Genomic DNA, 21,331 nt, shown 5'->3' with positions numbered 1-21,331 from the left:
GTGTGAATCTTTGGGGGGTTCAGGGGGGCCGGTTTCGACATCCCGGGCCTCCGCCGAATGGCGGCCCGCGCCGCCTCCGCCCCCCCCCCCCGGGGGGCCCCCCCCCCCCCCGGGGCCCGCCCCCGCCGGTGAACCACCGCGCACGATCGGAACTCCCATGCCCCGCACCCCCCGCACCACCCGTCTGGCCGGCGCCGCCGCCGTCGCGCTCGCCGCCGCCCTCACCCTGACCGCCTGCGGCTCCGACGGCGGTGGCGGCAACAGCCCCGCCAAGGTCACCCAGCAGAAGGCCGACTCGCCCTACCAGGGCACCGTGCTCAGCAAGCACTTCGAGAAGCCCGACCTCCAGCTGACCGACACCGCGGGCCAGCCGTTCGACCTGCGCCAGCAGACCAACGGCCGTACCACCCTGCTCTTCTTCGGCTACACCAGCTGCCCGGACGTCTGCCCGACCACCATGGGCGACATCGGCGTCGCGATGAAGAAGCTCTCCGCCGAGGAACGGCAGAAGATCAACGTCGTCTTCGTCTCCACCGACCCGCAGCGCGACACCCCGCAGGTGCTGCGCACCTGGCTCGACTCGATGGGCAGCGACTTCATCGGCCTCACCGGGGACCTCGCCAAGGTGAAGACCGCGGCCCGGTCGCTCGGCATCATGATCGAGGACCCGGTGGTCAACGCGGACGGCACCGTCACCTCCACCCACGGCGCGCAGGTGCTGGCCTTCCTGCCCTCCGACGACAAGGCCCACGTCCTCTACCTCAGCGGCACCGAGGAGAAGACCTACGAGCACGACCTGCCGCTGCTCGCCAAGGGGGTCGCGGCATGAACGGCCCCGGCACCGGGCGCCCCGCCGGCCGGCGCGAGGCACTCGGCTTCCGGCGGACGGCACTCGCCGGGGCGGTACTGGCGACGGCACTGGGCGGCGGCGCCATCCTGGTCGCCTGCGGTGCGGGCGGCACGGACACCACCGCCACCGCCTCCGACGGCGGAGCCGCCAGGCTGAGCGTCGCCGACTCCTACATACCGCTGCCCCCGGCGGGCGGGATGGCGGCCGGCTACCTGACCGTGCGCAACGACGGCACCGGCGGGGACCAGCTGGTCAAGGTCTCCAGCCCGGCCGCCGAGTCGGTCACCATGCACCGCTCCACCGCCTCCACCATGGAGCAGGTCGACCGACTGGACGTCCCCGCGCACGGCGCGTTGCAGCTCGCCCGGGGCGGCACGCATCTCATGATCATGGGATGGCAGAAGGCCCCCGCCCTCGGTGACGAGCTCGAACTCGACCTGACCTTCGCCAAGGCCGGAACCATCTCGGTCAAGGTGCCGGTCAAGGAACTCACCTACCGCCCCGGTCAGCAGTAAAGGGGATCCGCGACATGCTGAAGGTCAGTCACCGCCGGCTCGGCGGACTGCTGGGCGTCCTCGGAGCGCTGCTCGCGCTGCTGCTCGGCGGTGCCGGGCCGGCCGCCGCCCACGCCGCCCTCCAGTCCGCCGACCCGGGCCAGAACTCGGTGGTCCCCACCGCGCCGCAGGCCGTCACGCTGACCTTCAGCGAGACCGTCTCGCTCTCCGCCGACTCGGTGCGCGTGCTCGACCCGGCCGGCAAGGCGGTCGACAGCGGCAACCCGGCCCACGCCGACGGCAAGGGCAACACCGTCCGGGTCGGGCTGAACAGCGGGCTGGCCAACGGCACGTACACGGTCGCCTGGCGCACCGTCTCCGAGGACTCGCACCCGATCGGCGGGGCGTTCACCTTCTCCATCGGCGCGCCCTCGGACACCTCCGTCTCGGCCGGCTCGCTGCAGAGCGCCGACGCCGACGACGTGGTCGCCGCCCTCTACGGCACCGGCCGGACCGTCGCGTACGGGGCGTTCGCCCTGCTCGCCGGCGCGGCCGCGTTCGTCCTGATCTGCTGGCCGGCCGGGGCGGCCCGGCGCTCGGTGCAGCGTCTGCTGATGACCGGCTGGGTGGCGCTGCTGCTCTCCACCGTCGCGGTGCTGATGCTGCGCGGCCCGTACGAGCGGGGCTCGGGCCTCGGACAGGCCTTCGACCTGTCGCTGGTGCGCGCCACGCTGGACGAGCGGATCGGCACCGCGCTGGCCGCCCGGCTGCTGCTGCTCGCGGCGAGCGGGGTGTTCCTGTCGCTGCTGGTCGGCCAGCTCGGCCAGCCGCCGCGCGCGGTGCCCGCGGTCACCGGGACGCAGGACCCGGAGGAGGCCGAGCTGCGGCGGCTGGAACAGCGCGCCGCCGAACGCCCGGAGCGGGACGCCCGGCTCGGCCTCGGCGTGGCCGGGCTGGTGCTGGCGGTCGCCCTCGCGGCGACCTGGGCCGGCGCCGACCACGCCTCGGTGGGCATCCAGGTCTGGCTGGCGCTGCCGCTCGGCATGCTGCACCTGATCGCCATGGCGTTCTGGCTGGGCGGCCTGGCCGCGCTGCTGGTCGGCCTGCGGCACGGGCTCGGCGCGGACGCCGTCGGCCGCTTCTCCAAGGTCGCCATCGGCTCGGTCACGGTGCTCACCGCCACCGGCGTCTACCAGTCCTGGCGCGGCCTCGGCAGCTGGGGCACGCTGACCGGCACCGAGTACGGGCGGCTGCTGCTGGTGAAGACCGGCTGCGTGGCCGCCATGCTGGTGGTCGCCTGGTTCACCCGCTCCTGGCTGGCCCGGCTGCGGACCGCCCCGGACGAGGCGCCGACCGCCGCGCCCGTCGAGGCCCGCGAACCGGTCGCCGTCACGGCGCACTCGGACGACCCCGTCCGGCAGGCCCAGCTGGCCCGCCAGCAGGCCGCCCGGGAGAACGCCGGGCGCGACCGCGGGCTCACCCCCACCCGGGCCGGGCTGCGCCGCTCGGTGCTGATCGAGGCGCTGGTCGCGGTGGCCGTGCTGGTGGTCACCACGATGCTCACCAACTCGCCGCCCGGCCGGGTGGCGGGCGAGGTCGCGGCGGCGGCGACCGCCGGCACCGCCCCGGCCGGCGGCTCGGCGGAGGCCCCGCAGACCGTGCCCGGCAAGACCCTGGAGCTCAAGCTCCCGTACGACACCAAGGGCCGGACCCCGAACGCCAAGGGCACCGCGACCGTCACCCTCAACCCGGCCGGGACCGGCTCCAACGAGGTGCACCTCGCACTGGACGGCACGGACGGGCAGCCGGCCGAGGTCCCCGAGGTGCAGCTCGCCTTCACCCTGCCGGACCGCGACCTCGGCCCGCTGCCGGTCGCGCTGACCCCCGAGGGCACCGGGCGCTGGAGCGGCACCGCACAGCTGCCGCTGGCCGGGAACTGGGTGGTCTCGGTGGCGGTCCGCTCCTCCGACATCGACCAGGCCACCGAGATCAAGCAGCTGAAGATCGGGTGAACGCGATGAACACCGAGACCACGGCCGACACCGCGTCCGCCGGTACCTCCGCCGACAGCTCCGCCGCCAGGCCGACCGGTACCGGCTTCACCCGGCGGGCCCTGCTGGGCACCGCCGGGGCCGGCCTGGTGATCGGGGCGGGCGCCGGCGCGGCCGGGGCCACCGCCCTGGACCGGACCTCCCCCGCCGCGCCCGCGGCGGGCGGCGGGGCGCTCGGCGCGGCCCGGGTGCCGTTCCACGGCGAGCACCAGGCCGGCATCCTCGAACCGCAGCAGGCCCGGGTCCAGCTGGCCGCGTTCGACCTGGCCGACGGCGCCGGCCGGGACGGGCTGCGCGCACTGCTGCGGCGCTGGTCCCGGACGGCCGCCCGGCTGGCCGTCGGCGAGCCGGCCGACGAGCAGGAGAACCAGGTCGCGCTGGACGCCGGGCCCTGCTCGCTCACCGTCACCTTCGGTTTCGGGGCCACCCTGTTCGACAAGGCCGGGCTGGCCGACCACCGCCCGCCGGCGCTCGAACCGCTGCCGGCCTTCCCGGCGGACGCCCTCGACCCGGCCCGCGGCGACGGCGACCTCTTCGTGCAGATCGGCGCCGACGACGCGCTGGTCGCCGTCCACGCGCTGCGGGTGCTGCAACGCCAGGCGGCCGGGACGGCGGCGCTGCGCTGGCAGATGTCCGGCTTCGCCCGGACGCCCGGCGCCACCGCCCGGCCGATGACCGGCCGCAACCTGATGGGCCAGATCGACGGCACCAACAACCCCAAGCCGGGCCAGGACGGCTTCGACACCACGGTGTTCTGCACCGCCGGGCCGGACCGGCCCGACTGGCTGGCCGGCGGCTCGTACCTGGTGTTCCGGCGGATCAGGATGCTGCTGGACAACTGGGAGGCGCTCCCGCTGGACCGTCAGGAACGGGTGATCGGCCGTCGCAAGTCGGACGGCGCCCCGCTGAACGCGCCCGCCCCGGGCGGCGAGTCCAGCCCGGTGGACCTGGCCGCGCAGGGCCCGGACGGCTCGCTGGCCGTCCCCGCCGACGCGCACATCCGGGTCGCCGCACCGGCCGCCAACGGCGGGGCGGCGATGCTCCGGCGCGGCTTCTCGTACCACGACGGCCTGCTGGCCGACGGGTCCCCGGACGCCGGGCTGCTCTTCCTGGCCTTCCAGGCCGACCCGCGCAAGGGCTTCACCCCGGTGCAGCGCAAGCTCGCCCGGGGCGACGGCCTCTCCCGCTTCCTGCGGCACGAGGCCAGCGGCCTGTACGCCGTCCCGCCGGGCGCCCGGGAGGGCGGCTACGTGGGCCAGCCGCTGCTGGAGGGGTAGCCGCTCCCGCCCCCGCCGCCGTCCGCTCCGTCCCCTGCCCAGGGGCTGAAACGCGTTCATGGGCCGGGGACGAAGTGGTTAAGGTGACTGCTCTGTAACCCCTTTCGACGGAGGCGGTATGTCGGCGACCCGCTACACCTATCTCGGCCCGGCGGGCACCTTCACCGAGGCGGCCCTGCGGACCCTGCCCGAGGCGGCGACCCGGGAGCTGGTGCCGCTGTCCTCGGTACCGCTGGTGCTGGACGCGGTGCGGGGCGGCGAGGCGTCCGGCGCGTTCGTGCCGATCGAGAACTCGGTCGAGGGGGCCGTCACCGCGACCAACGACGAACTGGCCGCCGGCTCCCCGCTGATGATCTACCGCGAGGTGCTGCTGCCGATCTCCTTCGCGCTGCTGGTGCGGCCGGGCACCGAGCTCGCCGACATCGCGACCGTGACCAGCCACCCGGTGGCACAGCCGCAGGTGCGCCGCTGGCTGGCGGCCAACCTGCCGGACGCCCGCTGGGAGTCCTCCGCCTCCAACGCCGACGGTGCCCGGCTGGTCGCCGAGGGCCGCTTCGACGGGGCGTTCGCGGGCGAGTTCGCGGCACCGATCTACGGCCTGGACCCGCTGGTCAAGGAGATCGCCGACGCGCAGAACGCGACCACCCGCTTCATCCTGGTCGGCCGGCCGGGGCGGGTCTCCTCGCCGACCGGCGCGGACAAGACCTCCATGGTGGTCTGGCTGCCGGACGACCATCCGGGCGCGCTGCTGGAGCTGCTCCAGGAGTTCGCGGTGCGCGGGGTCAACCTGATGCGGATCGAGTCCCGGCCGACCGGCGAGGGGCTCGGCAACTACTGCTTCCTGATCGACTGCGAGGGGCACCTCGCCGACCGCCGGGTGAGCGAGGCGCTGATGGGCCTCAAGCGGATCTGCCCGCAGGTGCGCTTCCTCGGTTCCTATCCGCGTGCCGACCGGCAGACCTCCAGGCACCAGCGGCCGGGGACCTCGGACACCGATTTCACCGAGGCCGCCGACTGGCTCTCCCGCTGCCTCGACGGGCGCGGCGACATCTGATCGACGGCTTTCGTTTTCCCGACCGTATTCGACTGTTTCCGACCGTTTTTCCCAGCGCCCGGACGGCGGTCGGGGTCACCGCACCCGTCGTCCACAGGCGCGCCGCCACCGGAAGCGGCTGTCCACAGGGCTGTGGACTGTCCACAGCCGAAAGTTATCCACAGGCCTGGGGATGAATCGACAAACCGGTATAGCCATCGCCCACATCGGTCGGACCACCGGTTAGTGGCGCAGAGATGACTAATCGGACCAGAGTCACCCGTGTGCCATCAAATCACCCGCCCGAGTGCTTCAATTCCCTCACTCGGGAAGGGCGGCCGAGGTTTGAAACCTCAATTCCCCAGTTCTGCCCGCCGCCCCTCACCGCCGCCCAACAATCCACAACCCCGGCCCCAAGCCTGTGGATAACCCTGCCCGAGGCGGCTCTCCACAGAAGTTATCCACAGGATCCGTCGAGTTATCCCCAGCCGGAAACCCGTACCGGTGGAAGGGCCCCCGCCCGGTAGGCTTGGGCCCGTGATTGACCTTCGCCTGCTTCGTGAGGACCCTGACCGAGTGCGCGCCTCGCAGCGCGTCCGTGGCGAGGACGTCGACCTGGTCGACGCCCTCCTCTCCGCCGACGAACGGCGCCGGTCCTCGGGCAGTCGCTTCGACGAGCTGCGCAACGAACAGAAGACGCTCGGCAAGCAGGTCGCCAAGGCCCAGGGCGAGGAGAAGACCGCCCTGCTGCAGCGCACCAAGGCGCTCGCCGAGGAGGTCAAGGCCGCCGACGCCGAGCAGGGCGCGGCCAAGGAGGAGGCCGACCGCCTGCTCCGCTCGCTGGCGAACCTCATCGACCCGGCCGCCCCGGTCGGCGGCGAGGAGGACTTCGTCACCCTGGAGGAGATCGGCACCCCGCGCGACTTCGCCGCCGAGGGCTTCGAGCCCCGCGACCACGTCGAGCTGGGCCAGATCCTCGGCGCGATCGACACCGAGCGCGGTGCCAAGGTCGCCGGAGCGCGGTCCTACTACCTGACCGGTGTTGGCGCGCTGCTGGAGCTCGCCCTGATCAACATGGCGATCGCCCAGGCCACCGCGGCCGGCTTCACCCCGATGATCACCCCGGCCCTGGTCCGCCCGGCCGCCATGGACGGCACCGGCTTCCTCGGCCAGGCCGCCGAGAACGTCTACTTCCTCGAAGAGGAGGAGCGCTACCTCGTCGGCACCAGCGAGGTCCCGCTCGCGGCGTACCACATGGACGAGATCATCGACGCCGAGAAGCTGCCGCTGCGGTACGCCGGCTACTCGTCCTGCTTCCGCCGCGAGGCCGGCACCTACGGCAAGGACACCCGCGGCATCATCCGCGTCCACCAGTTCGAGAAGGTGGAGATGTTCGTCTTCACCACGCCCGAGGACGCCGAGGCCGAGCACCGCCGCCTGCTCCAGTGGGAGAAGGACTTCCTCAACGCGCTGGAGCTGCCGTACCGGGTGATCGACGTCGCCTCCGGCGACCTCGGCGCCTCGGCCGCGCGCAAGTACGACATCGAGGCGTGGATCCCGACCCAGGGCAAGTACCGCGAGGTCACCTCGACCTCCAACACCACCGAGTACCAGTCCCGCCGGCTCTCCATCCGCATGCGCGAGGAGGGCAAGGTCCGCCCGCTGGCCACGCTGAACGGCACCCTGGTCGCCGTCCCGCGCACCATCGTGGCGATCCTGGAGAACCACCAGCAGGCCGACGGCTCTGTGGTGGTCCCGGAGGCGCTGCGGCCGTACCTCGGCGGCCGTTCCGTCCTCCCGCCCGTCAAGTAGCACCCCGCAGCACCCGCAGCACCAGCAACTCCCGGGAGACGCACGGCCCATGAGCAGCATCAGCCCCAGCCCCGTCTCCCCCGTCGACGACGGTGGCGGCCTGCCCTTCCGGCTGGTCGCCACCGACCTCGACGGCACCCTGCTGACCAGCGGGGAGAGCGTCTCCGAGCGCACCCGCGCGGCGCTGGCCGCCGCCACCGGCGCCGGGGCGCTGCACATCATCGTCACCGGCCGCTCGGCCGCCTGGGCCCGCCCGGTCTTCGACGAGATCGGCTACACCGGCATAGCCGTCTGCGGCCAGGGCGCGCAGGTCTACGACGCGGGCGCGCACAAGCTGCTCACCTCGCTCACCCTGGACCGCCGGCTGGCCGCGCTGGCCATCGCCAAGATCGAGGCGGAGACCGGTCCGATGGCCGTCGCGGCCAACCAGGACGGCCTGGACGGCGAGGTGCTGGCCGGTCCCGGCTACGAGCTGGTGATCGGCTCCGACCTGCCGGTGGTCCGGGTCGACAGGGACGAACTGCTCGCCGCCCCGGTGAGCAAGCTGTACATCCAGCACCGCGGACTGACCGACGACGACCTCGCCGAGGCGGCCCGGCAGGCGGCCGGGGGGCTGGTCGGCGTCACCATGGCGGGCGCCGGCATCGTCGAACTGCTGCCGCTGGGCCTCTCCAAGGCCACCGGGCTGGCCGTCGCCGCCCGCCGCCTCGGCGTCCGGGCCGCCGACACCATCGCCTTCGGCGACATGCCCAATGACGTGCCGATGTTCGGCTGGGCCCGGCACGGTGTCGCGATGGCCAACGCGCACGAGGAACTGCTCGCGGTCGCCGACGAGGTCACCGTCAGCAACGACGAGGACGGCGTGGCCGCCGTCCTGGAGCGGCTCTACCCGCTCGCCTGACCGACCCACCGGGCCGACGTCGAACAGACATCGGGCGGTTGTCCGGCGGTTGTCCGGCGGTTGTCCCACAGGCCTGCACCACCACCCGGCTGCCGACCCGTCCGGAAGTGTTTGTATGCTCCGCTGAAGCCCCGCGTCTCCCGGTGCGGTGCCCCTGTGCGGTGCTCCCGGCCGGCCCGGGCCGTGCCCGCCGGACACGCACAGCATTGCTGCTTCCGCCGCTGAGAGGTACGCGCATGTCAGGCCAGTGGGACGAGAGCACGTCGGGCGCGGACGGGCGGCGACGCGGCGGTGGCAGCTCGCGCGGTGGAGACACCCCGGGCACCGGCGCCTCACGCGGCGACGTGCACACCGAACGGGCGTCCGACGGCTCCGGCCGTGTCCCCGCGCCGAGGCCCGGCGGCCGCGCCGAGGCCCGACGGGCCGCCCAGGGCAAGGGCGGACGCGGCAAGACGGACGGCACCAAGGCGGGCGGCGCCGCCGAGGGCGGCGGCCGCGCGGCCGCGCGCAACAGCCGCAAGCCCAAGCGCAAGGTGAAGAAGATCGCCGCCTGGTCGGTGGCGGGCGTCCTGGTGGTGCTGGCCGGCACCGGCGGCGCCATCTACTACAAGCTGAACGGCAACATCAAGTCCTTCGACGCGGACGCCATCTCGACCGACCGCCCGCCGGAGGCCCAGGCCGACGCCAACGGCAACAAGCCGGTCAACATCCTGCTGATCGGCTCGGACTCGCGGGCCGGCAAGAACAGCGACCTCGGCGGCGGCAACGAGGGCGGCGCCCGCTCGGACACCACGATCCTGCTGCACGTCTACGCCGACCACAAGCACGCGGTGGGCATCTCCATCCCGCGCGACGCCCTGGTCACCATCCCCTCGTGCAAGCTGCCGAACGGCAAGTGGAGCAAGGAAGCGCCCGGGCAGATGTTCAACTCGGCCTTCTCCGTGGGCAACGCGGAGACCGGCAACCCGGCCTGCACCCAGAACACCGTGGAGAAGCTGACCGGCATCCGGGTCGACCACACCATAGAGGTGAACTTCGAGGGCTTCGCGGCGATGACCGAGGCCGTCGGCGGGGTGGACGTCTGCCTGCCCAACGACATCTACGAGGGGCACATCAACCCCAAACTGGGCAGGAAGGGCAAGGTCATCCTGCCCAAGGGCAAGCAGAAGGTCTCCGGTCAGAAGGCGCTGGACTACGTCCGGCTCCGGCACGGCGTCGGCGACGAATCCGACGTCGGCCGGATGAAGCGTCAACAGGCCTTCCTCGGCTCGCTGATGGCCAAGGTCAAGAGTCAGGGGCTGAGCCCGACCACCCTGCTGCCGCTGGCCGACGCGGCGACCAAGTCGATGACCGTCGACCCCGGTCTGGACTCGGCCAAGAAGCTGATGGACTTCGCGCTGTCGATGAAGGACATCGACCTGCACGACGTCAAGTTCCTCACCACGCCCTGGCGTTACAACGGTCCACGGATCGACCTGGTCCACCCGGCGGTCGACAACCTCTGGAAGACCCTCCAGGCCGACCGGACCATCGACGGCCAGGACGCCACCGGCAAGCAGGAGGACGCGCCGGAGACCCCGGCCGCCGCACCCGAGACCACCCCGGCCGCGCCCCCGCCGGTCGCCGCGAACGGCGCGCCGATCAAGGTCGCGGTCTACAACGGCACCACCGCCACCGGGCTGGCCGGCAAGGCCGCCGACACGCTCAAGGCCGCCAAGGTCACCGTCACCGGCGTCACCGACGCCAAGAACACCAACCGCGCCACCACCACGATCGAGTACGGCTCCGGCCAGAAGGCCAACGCGGAGAAGATCCAGGCGATGTTCCCGGGCGCCACCCTGACGCCGACCTCGGCCACCGGGATCAGCCTGATCGTCGGCAAGGACTACGCCGCCGCCAGCGGCGGCACCGCCGCCGGCACGCCCGGCACGCCGGCCCCGCTGCCCACCGAGGTCGTCAACGACGCCCGCTCCGCCGACGACGACATCTGCGACAACGTCTCCTACGGCTGACCGCCGGGGAGGCGGGCCTTCCCGCCTCCCGCCCCGCCGTCGCCCCGGCCGACCCGACCGACCCGTCGTCCCAGCCGACCCGTCCCGGAGGGTTCCGGGGGCGTTCATCTCCAGTTGTAGGATGACCGGGCAAGCGGTTGTAGGATGACCGATGACCAGCCGTCCCCGCCCGAGAGGAGCCCCCGTGACCAGCGGCAACGACAGCCTGCAGGCAGCCGGGCGGCGCTCCCTGGTGGACACCGCCATCGACCAGCTGCGCGAGCAGCTGGCCGCCGGCGTCTGGCCGGTAGGGGCACGGATCCCGACCGAGCACGAGCTGGCCGAGCGGCTGCAGGTCGGGCGGAACACCGTGCGGGAGGCGATCCGGGTGCTGGTGCACGCCGGCATGCTGGTCTCCCGGCAGGGCGAGGGAACGTTCGTCCGCAGCACCAGCGACCCGGCCTCCGTCCTGCGGGGCGTGCAGCGCTCCGGCATCCGGGACGTGCTGGAGGTCCGCGCGGCGCTGGAGGCCGAGGGCGCCCGGCTGGCGGCGCTGCGGCACACCCCCGAGGACATCGTCCGGATGCGGACCGCGCTGGCCCACGAGGCCGAGGTGATCGCGACGCAGCCCGAGCGGACCGGTCGCGAGGCGACCGTCGAGCACGACCTGGAGTTCCACACCGCCGTCGTCGAGGCCGCGCACAACCCGGCGCTGACCGAGGTGTACCGCTACTTCGGCGCCTCGGTGCGCGAGTCGATGCGGACGGCCTTCGGCGACCACGAGATGCCCGAGGTGGTCGTGGCCACCCACGAGGCGCTGGTGGACGCGATCGAGAGCGGCGACCCGGACCGCGCCGAGGCGGCCTGTCGCGCGCTGCTCGCCGAGCCGACCGCGGCCGTCGAGCAGCTCCTCGCGGCCATCGCGGCCCGGAAGTGAGACGGCGCGAGCCCTCCTTCCCCGATCCGCGCCCCTGATCTCACGTTTCACGAAAGAGCAGCACCCATGGCAGTCACCCGTGCCCAGCAGCCGGTGGTCACCTATCCGCTTCCCGTCCGCTCCCGGCCGGCCCACCCCGCGCTGCTGCTGACCGGCATCCTCCTGGTCGCGCTCAACATGCGCGCCTGCCTGGCGGCGGTCTCGCCGATGGTCGGCGAGATCCAGCACACCTTCGGCCTCTCCGCCACCGCGAGCGGTCTGATCACCACCGTCCCGGTGCTGTTCCAGGGCGTCGGCGCGCCGCTCACCCCCCGGCTGACCCGGCGGTTCGGCACCGAGCGGGTGGTCCTGGGCGCGGTGCTGGTGCTCGGCGCGGGCGTGCTGCTGAGGGTGCTGCCGTCGGTGGCCGCGCTGTACGCGGGCTGCGTGGTGATCGGCGTGGCGATCGCCGTCCTGAACGTCTCGATGCCGGGTCTGGTGAAGCGCGAGTTCCCGGGCCGGGCCGCGGCCATGACGGGTGTCTACTCGACCACCATGCTGGTCGGCGCGACCCTCGCGGCCGGCATGTCCGTCCCGCTGGAGCACGCGCTCGGCGGCGGCTGGCAGGCCTCACTGGGCGCCTGGTCGCTGCTCGCGCTGGTCGCGGCGGTGGCCTGGCTGCCGCAGGTGCTGCGCTCGCGGCAGGAGAAGGCGGAGGTGGCGGTGGGGGCTCCGGCCGGGCGGCCGATCCAGGGGATCTGGCGCTCGCCGCTGGCCTGGCAGATCAGCCTCTTCATGGGCATCTCGTCGCTGCTGGTCTACACCCTGGTGGCGTGGATGCCGACCATCCTGGCCGACCACGGGATGGACCGCGGCGAGGCCGGCCTGGTCTTCGCCTTCTCCAACCTGGTGCAGGTCGCCGGCGCCTTCCTGGTGCCGCTGATGGCCGGCCGGATGACCAGCCAGCGGGCGCTGGCCGTGGTGATGGCCGCGCTCAACGGGCTCGGGATCGCCGTCCTGCTGATCTCTCCGGTGCCCTGCGCCTGGGTGTCGGCCACCATCCTGGGCGTCGCCCAGGGCGGTTCGCTGGGCCTCGGGCTCGCCTTCATCGTGCTGCGGACCGACAGCGCGGCCGGCGCCGCCCAGCTGGGCGGGATGTCGCAGGCGGTCGGCTATCTGGTGGCGGCGGCCGGCCCGGTCGGCGCCGGGGCGCTGCACCAGTTGACCGGGGACTGGAACACCCCGCTGGCGCTGATGCTGGCGCTGGCCGCCGTCGCGGCCGTGGCCGGCTGGGGCGCCGGCCGCAACCGGACGCTCTGAGGCGCCCAGGTACTCAGCCCAGGTACTCAGGGGCACCCGCCAGGGAGGCCGCCGGCCGCGGCCCCCTGGCCGGTCACTCCTCGGCGGCCAGGGTCAGCCCGGCGAGCTTCACCGAGGCCAGCGCCGTCGCCACCACGGTGAACACCAGCAGCAGCGGGACGGCCACGCCGAGCGCGACGTCCGCGGTGATCGCGCCGTCCGCGGCCACCGCCTTCGCCACCGACAGGCCCCACTGCTGGACGCTCAGCGTCCGGGCGCCCGTCACGAAGTTGCCGATCAGCGACTCCCAGATCAGCGCGTACGCCAGACCCGCCACCACCGCGTGCCGGGTGACCACGCCGAGCAGCAGGAAGAGCGCGCTGTACACGGCACCGGCCACCAGGGTGGCCACGGTGTAGCCGAGCGCCAGGTTCTCCTTGGTGCCGTACATCAGCAGGCCGGCCAGCAGGGTGGGGATGCCCGCGAAGACCCAGGTGGTGCCGATCGCCACCACCAGCTTGGTGGTGGCGATCTTCCAGCGGGGCAGCGGCTTGGCGAGCAGGTAGACGATCGAGCCGTCGTCGATCTCGGTGGCGATGGCGCCGGTGCCCACCACCAGGCCGAGGATCGGCACCAGGGTGCCGAGGCCCAGCTGGCCGAGGATCCTGACGGTCAGAGTGTGCTCGTCCCCGCTGGAGCCGCTGGCGATCGCCGAGACGAGCAGCAGCAGGGCGGGGACCACCAGCAGCAGGATGCCGCGGCGGCGGCCCAGCAGGCCACGCAGCGTCAGCCTGGCGACGGTCGGGTTCATGGTTGGTCGGCCTTCCTGGGTCCGGTTCAGGCGATCAGGCGATCAGGTGTACGGGCGGTCGGGCGGTCAGGCGGAGACGAGGTAGGAGAAGACGCTCTCCAGCGACTCGTCCGCCGGTGCGACGGTGTACAGCCGGATGCCCGCCTGCTGCGCGACCTTCGGCAGCAGGGTGGTGAAGCCCTGGAAGTTGACCGCCTGGATCCGCAGTCCGCTCCCGTCGCCCGCCGCCCTTCCACCGGGGCGCCGCGCGCCCGCCCCCGGCTGCCAGTCCAGCTCGATGCCGGCCGTGGACGGGTCGGCGATCAGCGCGGCCGCCAGCCTGCGGTCGTCGCTGGAGTGGACCAGGTAGCGGTGCGGGCGGTCGGTCATCAGCCGGCGGATCTTCCGGAAGTCCCCGGAGGCGGCATGCCGCCCGGCGACCACGACCTCGATGTGCCGGGCCAGCTGCTCGACCTCCTCCAGGATGTGCGAGGAGAACAGCACCGTCCGGCCGTCCGCGCCGAAGCGCCGCAGCAGCTCCATCAGCTGGAGCCGCTGGCGCGGGTCCATCCCGTTGAAGGGCTCGTCGAGCAGCAGCACGGACGGGTCGTGGACCAGCGCGGAGGCCATCTTGACGCGCTGCTTCATGCCCTTGGAGTACGTCCCGGTCTTCCGGTCCTGGGCGTACTCCATCTCGACCAGGCCCAGCGCCCGCTTGGCGGCGGCGGCCGGGTCGGCGAGGCCGTGGAGTTCGGCGTTCGCGAGAACGAACTCCCAGCCGGTCAGGTAGTCGTACATCGACTCGCGCTCGGGGACGAGCCCGATCTGCCGGTAGACCTCCTGGTTGCGCCAGATCGGGGCGCCGTCCAGGGTGACCGCCCCGGTGGAGGGGGCGAGGAAGCCGCTCATCATGTGGATGAGGGTGGACTTGCCCGCGCCGTTGGGCCCGAGCAGACCGGTGATGCCGGGGCCGATCGTCATGCTGATGTCGTTGACGGCGACCACGTTGCCGAACCAGCGGGAGACCTTGTCGATGGTGATGGTGGCCATGGTGCCCTCTCAGATGTCCCGGTAGCGGCGCAGCAGCAGCCCGTACGAGCCGGCCACCATCGCGCCGGCGGTGGCGGCGAAGGCGACCACACCGAGCGCACCGGGCGCGTGCATCCGGTCGAAGTCGCCGCCGATGTCGAACAGCTGGTTGGTGAGGCTCTCCACGAGCCCGTTCGGCGAGAGCAGCGCGATCCACTGCGCGGAGTCCGGGATCCCGACGGAGCCGACGCTGGAGATCCCGACGATGATGGCCACCACGGTGGTGCTGATCGCCAGGTAGCCCATGATGGCGGCCACCCCGAAGCCCCGGCGCGGGGTGGTGGCGGCGATCACCAGCGCGACCGAGGTGGGGACCAGTGCGTAGAGCACGGCCGTGACCAGGCCGTAGAGGAAGTGCGCGGTGTGGTGTCCGAAGTCCAGCCCACCGAGCAGCGCGCCGATGTAGAGGACCAGCAGCGGAGCCGTCATCAGCAGCAGCTGGGCGCAGACCATCGCGGCGAACTTGGCCCGGACGTAGTCGCCGCGGGTGATCGGGCGGGAGAAGTACAGCGGGACGGTGTGATGGCGGAGGTCCCGGGAGAGCAGGACGGGGGCCTGCGAGGCCAGGAAGATCGAGACGACCAGCCCCAACGAGCCGAGGTACTGCGGGTAGTCGACCGGAAGATCGGTGCGGCTCATGGCGAGGGTGAGCGCGACCATGACCACGGCGGGGGTGGTGACCACGCCGAGCACCAGCATCGGCAGCACCTTGGACTTGCCGGAGCGCCCGAGGCCGTACGCGGCGCGCAGGCTCTGGGTGAACAGCGAGCGGGTGGCGTAGGCCCGGCCGAGCCGGGGGCCGGTGTAGCCGCGGTAGCCGATGTCGTGGATGACGCCGGTGTCGGCCGGCCTGGTCTCAGGAGGCAGCGACATCTGCGGTACCTCCCCTGGGTGCGGTGCCGGCCGGCACGGTGCCGGCGTCGTCGGTGCCGGCCTGCCCGGTACCGGCCTGCTCGGTACCGGCCTGCTCGGTGAAGAGCTCGGAGACCCGGTGGCGGCGCTGTTCCAGCCGGACCAGCCCGAGGCCGAGGTCCGCGACGGCGTCGCGGATGGTGTCGTAGGTGTCGTCGCCCGCGAGCCGGACCAGCAGGACACGGGTGCCGTCCGGCTGTACCGACAGCCCGGCGGCGGCCAGCCGCTCGTACACGGCCGCGCCCGCGTCCAGGGCGAGGTCGTCCGGATGGTCCGTCACCTCGACCGCGAGGACCGCCGTCGCCTCGGTGAACGAGGCGGTGGAGGAGGAGCGCAGCAGCTTGCCGCCGTCGATGACCACCAGGTGGTCGCAGGTCCGCTCCAGCTCGCCCAGCAGGTGGGTGGTGACCAGCACCGAGATGCCGAAGTCGGAGTGGATCCGGCGGATCAGCGCCAGCATGTCGTCCCGGCCGACCGGGTCGAGCCCGTTGGTCGGTTCGTCCAGCAGCACCAGCTTCGGGTCGTGCACCAGCGCCTGGGCCAGCTTGACCCGCTGCTTCATGCCGGTCGAGTACCCGCCCATCGGGCGGTACCGCTCCTCGTACAGCCCGACGTGCCGCAGCGTGTCCGCCGTCCGCTCGCGCGCGGCGGCGGCCGGCAGCCCGGCCATCCGCGCCATGTGGACCACGAACTCCGTGGCCGAGACGTCCGGCGGCAGGCAGTCGTGCTCCGGCATGTAGCCGACCTGCTCGCGGATCTCCGAGCCCTGGGTGGCGATGTCCAGACCGAGGACCTGGCCGCTCCCGGACGTCGCCGGGGCGAGCCCGAGCAGGATCTTGATGAGTGTGGACTTGCCCGCACCATTGGCCCCCACCAGACCGACCACCCCGGGCTGCACCTCTACGGTGAGCTGGTCGAGGGCGGTGACCCGGGGGAACCTCTTGGTGAGGCCGTCCGTCTTGATGACAGTGGACACAGGGCTCAACGTAGTGTGCGCACGCCGTGCCCGCCATGAGCTGGAATGACGAACCCGGCATGATGCTTCGGTATGACACTCCCGCACTGATCCCCTAAGGGTCGGAATCGGCCAACCCGGCTTGTACTCTTGTCAGATTCCTAACAGGGGGCCGTCGGGATCAACTCCCGGCGTGAGAGGGAGATGTGAGCACAGTGTCGGATCGTGCGACCGAGTTCGACCGGATGATGAACCCCTGGGCCTACGACGCCGACGGCAATCTCACGGTACAGGCCCAGCGGCAGGAGACCGCGCACACCAGGATCAACTCGGCCGGCGCCCCGGGCGGCGGCGGGAGCACCGTCACCGTCGACCCGGACGCGCTGGAGGCCGCCGCCGGCTCCTCCGACCAGATCCACGGGCGGCTGAACGGCGACGGCCGGTCCGCCGACGACGAGACCGCCACCGTCGCCACCTCGCTCGCCAACTGGCGTACCGGCAAGGCCGCCCAGGCCGCCGCCGCCACCTGGGACCAGCAGATCGCCGCACTCGGCGGCACCATCGGCGAGCTCACCCAGGCGCTGCACCAGACCGCCGGCAACTACCGCCGCAACGAATCGGCCGTCAAGCACGACCTGAGCGCCTGAGGGGGCCGGACGAGATGGTCGACTTCCACGAGTTGAGCACCGCCAAGCTGGACGTCCTCGGCACCGCCGCCTCCGCCTGGGAGGACGTCGTCAAGAAGCTGCGGTCGATGGACCAGGACTGGGACAACGCGGTGATCGCCAAGGTCGACTCCGCGAACTGGACCGGCCCTTCGGCCGATCAGGCCAGGCCGAAACTCCAGCGCGTCAACGAACAGCTGACCGCCGCCGTGACCGAGGCGGGCGCGATCGCCTCGATCCTCAAGGACGCCGGCCAGGACTTCCAGGCCGCCAGGTCCAGACTCGACAAGGCGGTGGCCGACGCCAGGGCCGCCGGACTGACCGTCAGCGACACCGGCACCGTCAGCTGGCCCCCGGCCGACCACGCGACCCGGCACGACCCGGACGCCAACCAGGCCTACCAGGCGGAGTACCGCGGCAAGGCCGAAGCCGCCCGGAAGGCGATCGACGCGGCCGTCCAGGAGGCCACCGCCGCCGACGAACGCGCCGCCTGGGCGCTCGGCTCCGACACCGCCACCGACAACGTGAAGTCCTTCAACGCCAGGGCCATCGGCGGCGGCCCGGAGGGGGACGGCGACCGCGCCGCCCAGCTGGCCGCCAAGGGCGGAAAGATCTCGGATGCCGAACTCACCGAGCTTAACTCCCTGTTGGCCGCCAACGCCAACGACCCGAAGTTCTCGACCAGGTTCTACCAGGACCTCGGCCCCAAGGGGACGCTACAGGCCTGGAACAGCATGGTCGGCGACGAACAGCAGTTCAACGGCGCGAGCGACGCCCGGTGGAAGCAGTACCAGGAGCTGCAGAAGAACCTCGGCCTCAACCTGGCCACCGCCACCCGCACCACCAACGAGCCGCACCTGTCCGACCAGTGGGCCGCCGACCTGCGCAAGGCCGGCTCCGAGACGATGTGGGACAAGCCCTACCGCCAAAGCGGCATGGACTACGCGCCGTACGGCTACCAGGTGCTCTCCGGCATCCTGCGCACCGGCGACTACGACCCGCGCTTCCTCAACCCGATCGCCGAGCACATCACCCAGCTGGACACCGACGAGAAGTACTGGCCGGCCCCGGTCTTCGGCCCGCGCAGCGACCGGCGCGGCTACAACCTGCTGGGCCCGGAAGGCGGTTCGGGCTTCGAGCCGACCACAGCGATCCTGGAGGCGCTGGGCCACAGCCCCGAGGCGGCCACCAGGTTCTTCCACGACCGGCCGACCGCGTACAACACCGACGGCACCGTCAACCCGAACGGCAGGACCACCCCGGCGGACTACCTGACGTACTTCACGCACGACAAGGAGTACACGCCGGACACCGTCTCGCAGAAGAACGAGCTGCGCCAGCAGGGCATGCACAGCGGCCCCGACGCCCTCGGCCACGCCCTGGAGGCGGCCACCACCGGCCGCCCGTACGACGATCCGTCGGGCCCGCCGGCCAAGCACACCGCCGACCAGGCCGACGTGATGAACCGGGTCGTGCAGACCTTCGGCACCCACGGCAACGGCGGTGTCCTCGACGATCTCAAGGGCGAGGACGCCAAGTTCGCCCCGCTGCGGGACAGCCTCGGGCACATGACCGCCGACTACATCGGCGACACCCAGCGCGCGCTCTCCCCGCACAAGGACGACCTGCCGGTCAACGGTGCCCCCGCCAACCTCAGGGAGGCGCCGGTCCGCGGCCTGCTGGACGCGCTCGGCCGCGACCCGGACGCCTACGGCGCCGTCGTCAACGCCAACCAGGCCTACTCCACCGCCGTCATCCGCGGCCACATCGACAGCGGGCAGACCGACTTCGCCCGGCTGGAGGCCGACATCGACTCCACCTCGCGGGCCGGCGGCGTGGTCAGCGGCATCCTCAACGAGGCCCGGATCAACGAGGTCCACAGCGAACACGCCGCCTCCGACAAGGAGTACAACGAGGCGCTGGAGAAGAACGCCGGCTACGCCAAGACGGTCTTCAGCAGCACGATCGGCGCGGTCACCGAGAAGGTGCCGGTCGCCGGCGAGGTGGCGAACTTCCTGGTCGAGGAGATCACCGACAGCGTGGTCAAGGCCAACGAGCGCGACACCACCGGGGAGGCCCGGCAACAGGGCCGCGACTACGTCGCCGACGGCCGCGGCAGCGCGGCGCTCGGCGCCAAACAGGCCGTCACCGACGCCGCGTTCGGGACGGCCCTCAGCGCCGACGACATCCGGCGACTGGCCGACAGTGCCGGAGACCGGGTGCTCGACGGCTACACCGACGGCTCCTCGGGCAGCCAGAGTTCCAACGGGAAGGTCTCCGGATGATGAGCGAACAGCGCCGACCGGCCGCCGCCGCGGTGGTCGTGGCCGCCGCCCTGGCCCTGGCCCTGGCCGGGTGCGGCAGCGACGGCGGTACCGGCGAGGGCGGCGAGGGCGGCAGCAGCGCCGGGGCGAAGACGGCCTGCGAGGGCGTCGTCCGCGAGAGCTACGCCGAGGCCGTACTGAGCGACGGCGCCTCGGCGGCGTACAAGCTGGACAAGCAGCTCGACGCGCAGCGCCAGGCCGGGCTCCAGCTGCTGGACTGCGCGGTCGACGCCAAGCGGGGGCCGGGCCTGCTCGTCCGGCTGGCCGGGAGCGAGACCCCGGGCGGCGGCCCCAGGGCCAACGCCCCGCTCCCCGGCGAGCCGGTCTTCACCCTGGGCTTCGGCGACCGCAGCGAGGTCACCCGCTGGCGGGCCGAGCTCACCTTCCGCTGTGACGGCACCTACCGGCGCTCCGGTAGCGAGAAGGGGCTGTACTTCACCGTGCAGGTCGGCCCGAACGCCTCGGCGGAGCAGGCCAATCCGGCCGGCTCCCCCAAGTGGACCCCGGAGCACTGGGCCCGGCTCGCCGCCGACACCGCGCAGCGGGCCGCCCGCGGCCCGCTCGGCTGCACCGCGCCCGTCGACTGGCCCACCGGGGAGCCCGTGCTCACTCCGGCGGGCGGCGGGAACTCGGCTGCGGGCGGCGAGGGTTCGTCCTCGGGTGGAGCGAGTTCGCCTTCGGGCGGCGGGAGTTCGGCGAGCCCGACCGCGTGAGCACCGGTGGGCGGCCGCGGCGCGGGCGGCTGCCGGTCGGCCGGGCGCTGCCGGTGGCGCTCGGGCTGGCGGTCGCGGCCGCCGGGGTGGTCGGCTACCTGGACTGGCGCGCCCACCAGCCGGCGGAGGAGCCCGGACGGGCCGCCCGGCTCTGCGGCCTGTCCACCGGCGACGGCACCCCGCTCGGGCGGCTGCTGCCCCCGGGCGCCCAGGACGTGGAGGAGCGGGAGGCGAACGGTTACGGCGGCCCCGGCCCGCGGTCCTGCGTGATCCGGGTCGACGGGCGGACCGCGCTGACCGTCACAGCGGCCCGGCACGAGGGTTCGGCGGCCCTCTCCCCCGCCGCCGCGGGGCAGCCGGACGCGCACGGCTTCGGCGCGGGCAGCCTCTCCGCCTCCTGGGCCCGGGGGGCCGCGGTCGCCGACTACTGCCCCGGCAAGGACCAGCCGGTCGGCCATGTACGGCTGGAGGTCACCGCCGGTGCGACGGCCCGCGGCGGTCGGGCCGAGCTCGAGTCCGTCGCCAGGGACGCGCTGGCGCAGCAGCGGAAGGACGTCTGCGGATGAACGGGCCCGGTCGTTCCGTCCTGGCGGTCCCGGCCGCGCTGCTGCTGGTCCTGGGCGGTGGCCTGTTCGGCTGGCACCGCCATCTCGACGCCGTCGAGGACCGGCCGCCGGCCGTCGACCTCTCGCACGGCGAGTGCCGGGGCGCGCTCGACGGCCCCGGCTTCACCGGACTGCTCGGCGCCACCCACCGCGTCCGGGTCGAGACCCAGTACCGGCCGGGCGACGCGAAGTCCGCCACCGTACTGGCCTGTGTGGTGACCGGCCCGGGCGGGCGGACGCTCACCGTCACGGCGCGCGGCGCCGCCACCGAGGCGGAGCGCGACAGGGACGAGGCGGCGTCGGCGCGCGCGGACTTCCGCCCGTTCGGCGCCGGCCGGGCGGGTGCCGACGGGGCGGTGGTCCGTTTCACCTGCGCCACTGGTCCGGCGGACGGCACGGCGGGGTCGGGCGGCGCGGACGGCGAGGCGGGGTCGGGCGGGGTGGCAGGATCGGGCGGCGCGGGCGCCGGTCGGACCTGGTACTACCTGGCGACCGTACGGCTGGCCGGGGCCGGCGGCGTTACGGCCGCCGGACCGGGCCGACAGCGCACGGCCGGGCTGGCCGTGGACTTCGCGCGCCGGGCCGCCGAACGGGCGCTCGGCTGCACCGCCCCCGTCGGGCTGCCGGCCGGGCCGGTCACGGTGGAGTGACCGG

The 21,331-nt window shown here is 73.2% G+C and carries 19 protein-coding genes; 15 read left to right on the top strand and 4 right to left on the bottom strand.

The genetic code is table 11. From position 1 onward, the window contains the following. The first annotated feature begins 157 nt into the window (after positions 1-157). The 10 genes from ACIP82_RS18045 (at position 158) to ACIP82_RS18000 (ending at position 12,645) form a co-directional block, all read left to right on the top strand. The gene (locus ACIP82_RS18045; RefSeq protein WP_400654259.1) at positions 158-829 is read left to right on the top strand and encodes an SCO family protein; all 672 of its coding nucleotides are present in this window, start codon (positions 158-160) and stop codon (positions 827-829) included. Next, the gene (locus tag ACIP82_RS18040) at positions 826-1,365 is read left to right on the top strand and encodes a copper chaperone PCu(A)C (RefSeq protein WP_363605275.1); all 540 of its coding nucleotides are present in this window, start codon (positions 826-828) and stop codon (positions 1,363-1,365) included. Before ACIP82_RS18045 ends, ACIP82_RS18040 begins: the two co-directional genes overlap by 4 nt. Positions 1,366-1,379: 14 nt before the next feature. Continuing rightward, a complete protein-coding gene (locus ACIP82_RS18035; RefSeq protein WP_400654257.1) occupies positions 1,380-3,356 on the top strand; it encodes a FixH family protein in 1,977 nt (658 codons plus the stop codon). 5 nt (positions 3,357-3,361) lie between these two features. Further along, positions 3,362-4,672 (top strand): iron uptake transporter deferrochelatase/peroxidase subunit, encoded by a 1,311-nt coding sequence (gene efeB / locus ACIP82_RS18030; RefSeq protein WP_400654255.1) that lies wholly within the window; start codon positions 3,362-3,364, stop codon positions 4,670-4,672. 118 nt (positions 4,673-4,790) lie between these two features. Continuing rightward, on the top strand, positions 4,791-5,726 hold the full coding sequence (gene pheA, locus ACIP82_RS18025) for a prephenate dehydratase (protein WP_363605271.1): 936 nt from the start codon (positions 4,791-4,793) through the stop codon (positions 5,724-5,726). 516 nt (positions 5,727-6,242) lie between these two features. Then, positions 6,243-7,517 carry a serine--tRNA ligase gene (gene serS / locus ACIP82_RS18020; RefSeq protein WP_363605270.1) on the top strand — a complete coding sequence of 425 codons (1,275 nt, stop codon included), beginning with the start codon at positions 6,243-6,245 and terminating at the stop codon, positions 7,515-7,517. 49 nt (positions 7,518-7,566) lie between these two features. Further along, positions 7,567-8,418 (top strand): HAD family hydrolase, encoded by an 852-nt coding sequence (locus ACIP82_RS18015; RefSeq protein ID WP_363605268.1) that lies wholly within the window; start codon positions 7,567-7,569, stop codon positions 8,416-8,418. A gap of 236 nt (positions 8,419-8,654) precedes the next feature. After that, on the top strand, positions 8,655-10,430 hold the full coding sequence (locus tag ACIP82_RS18010; RefSeq protein ID WP_363605267.1) for an LCP family protein: 1,776 nt from the start codon (positions 8,655-8,657) through the stop codon (positions 10,428-10,430). A gap of 184 nt (positions 10,431-10,614) precedes the next feature. Next, on the top strand, positions 10,615-11,346 hold the full coding sequence (locus tag ACIP82_RS18005) for a FadR/GntR family transcriptional regulator (RefSeq protein ID WP_363605266.1): 732 nt from the start codon (positions 10,615-10,617) through the stop codon (positions 11,344-11,346). 66 nt (positions 11,347-11,412) lie between these two features. Next, complete coding sequence (locus ACIP82_RS18000; RefSeq protein WP_363605264.1) at positions 11,413-12,645, top strand: MFS transporter; 1,233 nt, start codon at positions 11,413-11,415, stop codon at positions 12,643-12,645. A gap of 73 nt (positions 12,646-12,718) precedes the next feature. On the opposite strand, the gene ACIP82_RS17995 is transcribed toward ACIP82_RS18000, so the two are convergent. The 4 genes from ACIP82_RS17995 to ACIP82_RS17980 all read right to left on the bottom strand — a co-directional run bounded on the left by ACIP82_RS17995 (position 12,719) and on the right by ACIP82_RS17980 (position 16,391). Beyond that, complete coding sequence (locus ACIP82_RS17995) at positions 12,719-13,435, bottom strand: ABC transporter permease (RefSeq protein ID WP_400654251.1); 717 nt, start codon at positions 13,433-13,435, stop codon at positions 12,719-12,721. 66 nt (positions 13,436-13,501) lie between these two features. Continuing rightward, on the bottom strand, positions 13,502-14,464 hold the full coding sequence (locus ACIP82_RS17990) for an ABC transporter ATP-binding protein (protein ID WP_363605261.1): 963 nt from the start codon (positions 14,462-14,464) through the stop codon (positions 13,502-13,504). 9 nt (positions 14,465-14,473) lie between these two features. After that, entirely contained in the window at positions 14,474-15,376 is a 903-nt protein-coding gene (locus tag ACIP82_RS17985; protein WP_363605259.1) for an ABC transporter permease, read from the bottom strand. Continuing rightward, entirely contained in the window at positions 15,360-16,391 is a 1,032-nt protein-coding gene (locus ACIP82_RS17980; RefSeq protein ID WP_400654248.1) for an ABC transporter ATP-binding protein, read from the bottom strand. The genes ACIP82_RS17985 and ACIP82_RS17980 overlap by 17 nt, the downstream gene beginning before the upstream one ends. Before the next feature lie 194 nt (positions 16,392-16,585). Here ACIP82_RS17980 and ACIP82_RS17975 point away from each other — a divergent pair, with 194 nt between their 5' ends. From ACIP82_RS17975 to ACIP82_RS17955, 5 genes are read left to right on the top strand one after another with little or no spacing between them, the layout of a single operon-like run. Continuing rightward, positions 16,586-17,017 carry a type VII secretion target gene (locus ACIP82_RS17975; protein WP_363605256.1) on the top strand — a complete coding sequence of 144 codons (432 nt, stop codon included), beginning with the start codon at positions 16,586-16,588 and terminating at the stop codon, positions 17,015-17,017. A 14-nt stretch (positions 17,018-17,031) separates the two neighbouring features. After that, positions 17,032-19,320 (top strand): hypothetical protein, encoded by a 2,289-nt coding sequence (locus tag ACIP82_RS17970; RefSeq protein WP_400654246.1) that lies wholly within the window; start codon positions 17,032-17,034, stop codon positions 19,318-19,320. Next, positions 19,320-20,072: a hypothetical protein gene (locus tag ACIP82_RS17965; RefSeq protein WP_400654244.1), complete on the top strand. Its 753-nt coding sequence runs from the start codon at positions 19,320-19,322 to the stop codon at positions 20,070-20,072. The genes ACIP82_RS17970 and ACIP82_RS17965 overlap by 1 nt, the downstream gene beginning before the upstream one ends. Beyond that, a complete protein-coding gene (locus tag ACIP82_RS17960; protein ID WP_400654243.1) occupies positions 20,069-20,638 on the top strand; it encodes a hypothetical protein in 570 nt (189 codons plus the stop codon). Before ACIP82_RS17965 ends, ACIP82_RS17960 begins: the two co-directional genes overlap by 4 nt. Then, positions 20,635-21,327, top strand: coding sequence for a hypothetical protein (locus tag ACIP82_RS17955; protein WP_400654241.1), 693 nt, complete (start codon positions 20,635-20,637; stop codon positions 21,325-21,327). Before ACIP82_RS17960 ends, ACIP82_RS17955 begins: the two co-directional genes overlap by 4 nt. Positions 21,328-21,331 lie beyond the last annotated feature (4 nt).

It is taken from the genome of Kitasatospora sp. NPDC088548, from assembly GCF_044753005.1.
GTDB lineage: Bacteria > Actinomycetota > Actinomycetes > Streptomycetales > Streptomycetaceae > Kitasatospora.
Note: the sequence above shows the minus strand (reverse complement) of the source record. Positions and strands in the feature narration are given on the sequence as shown.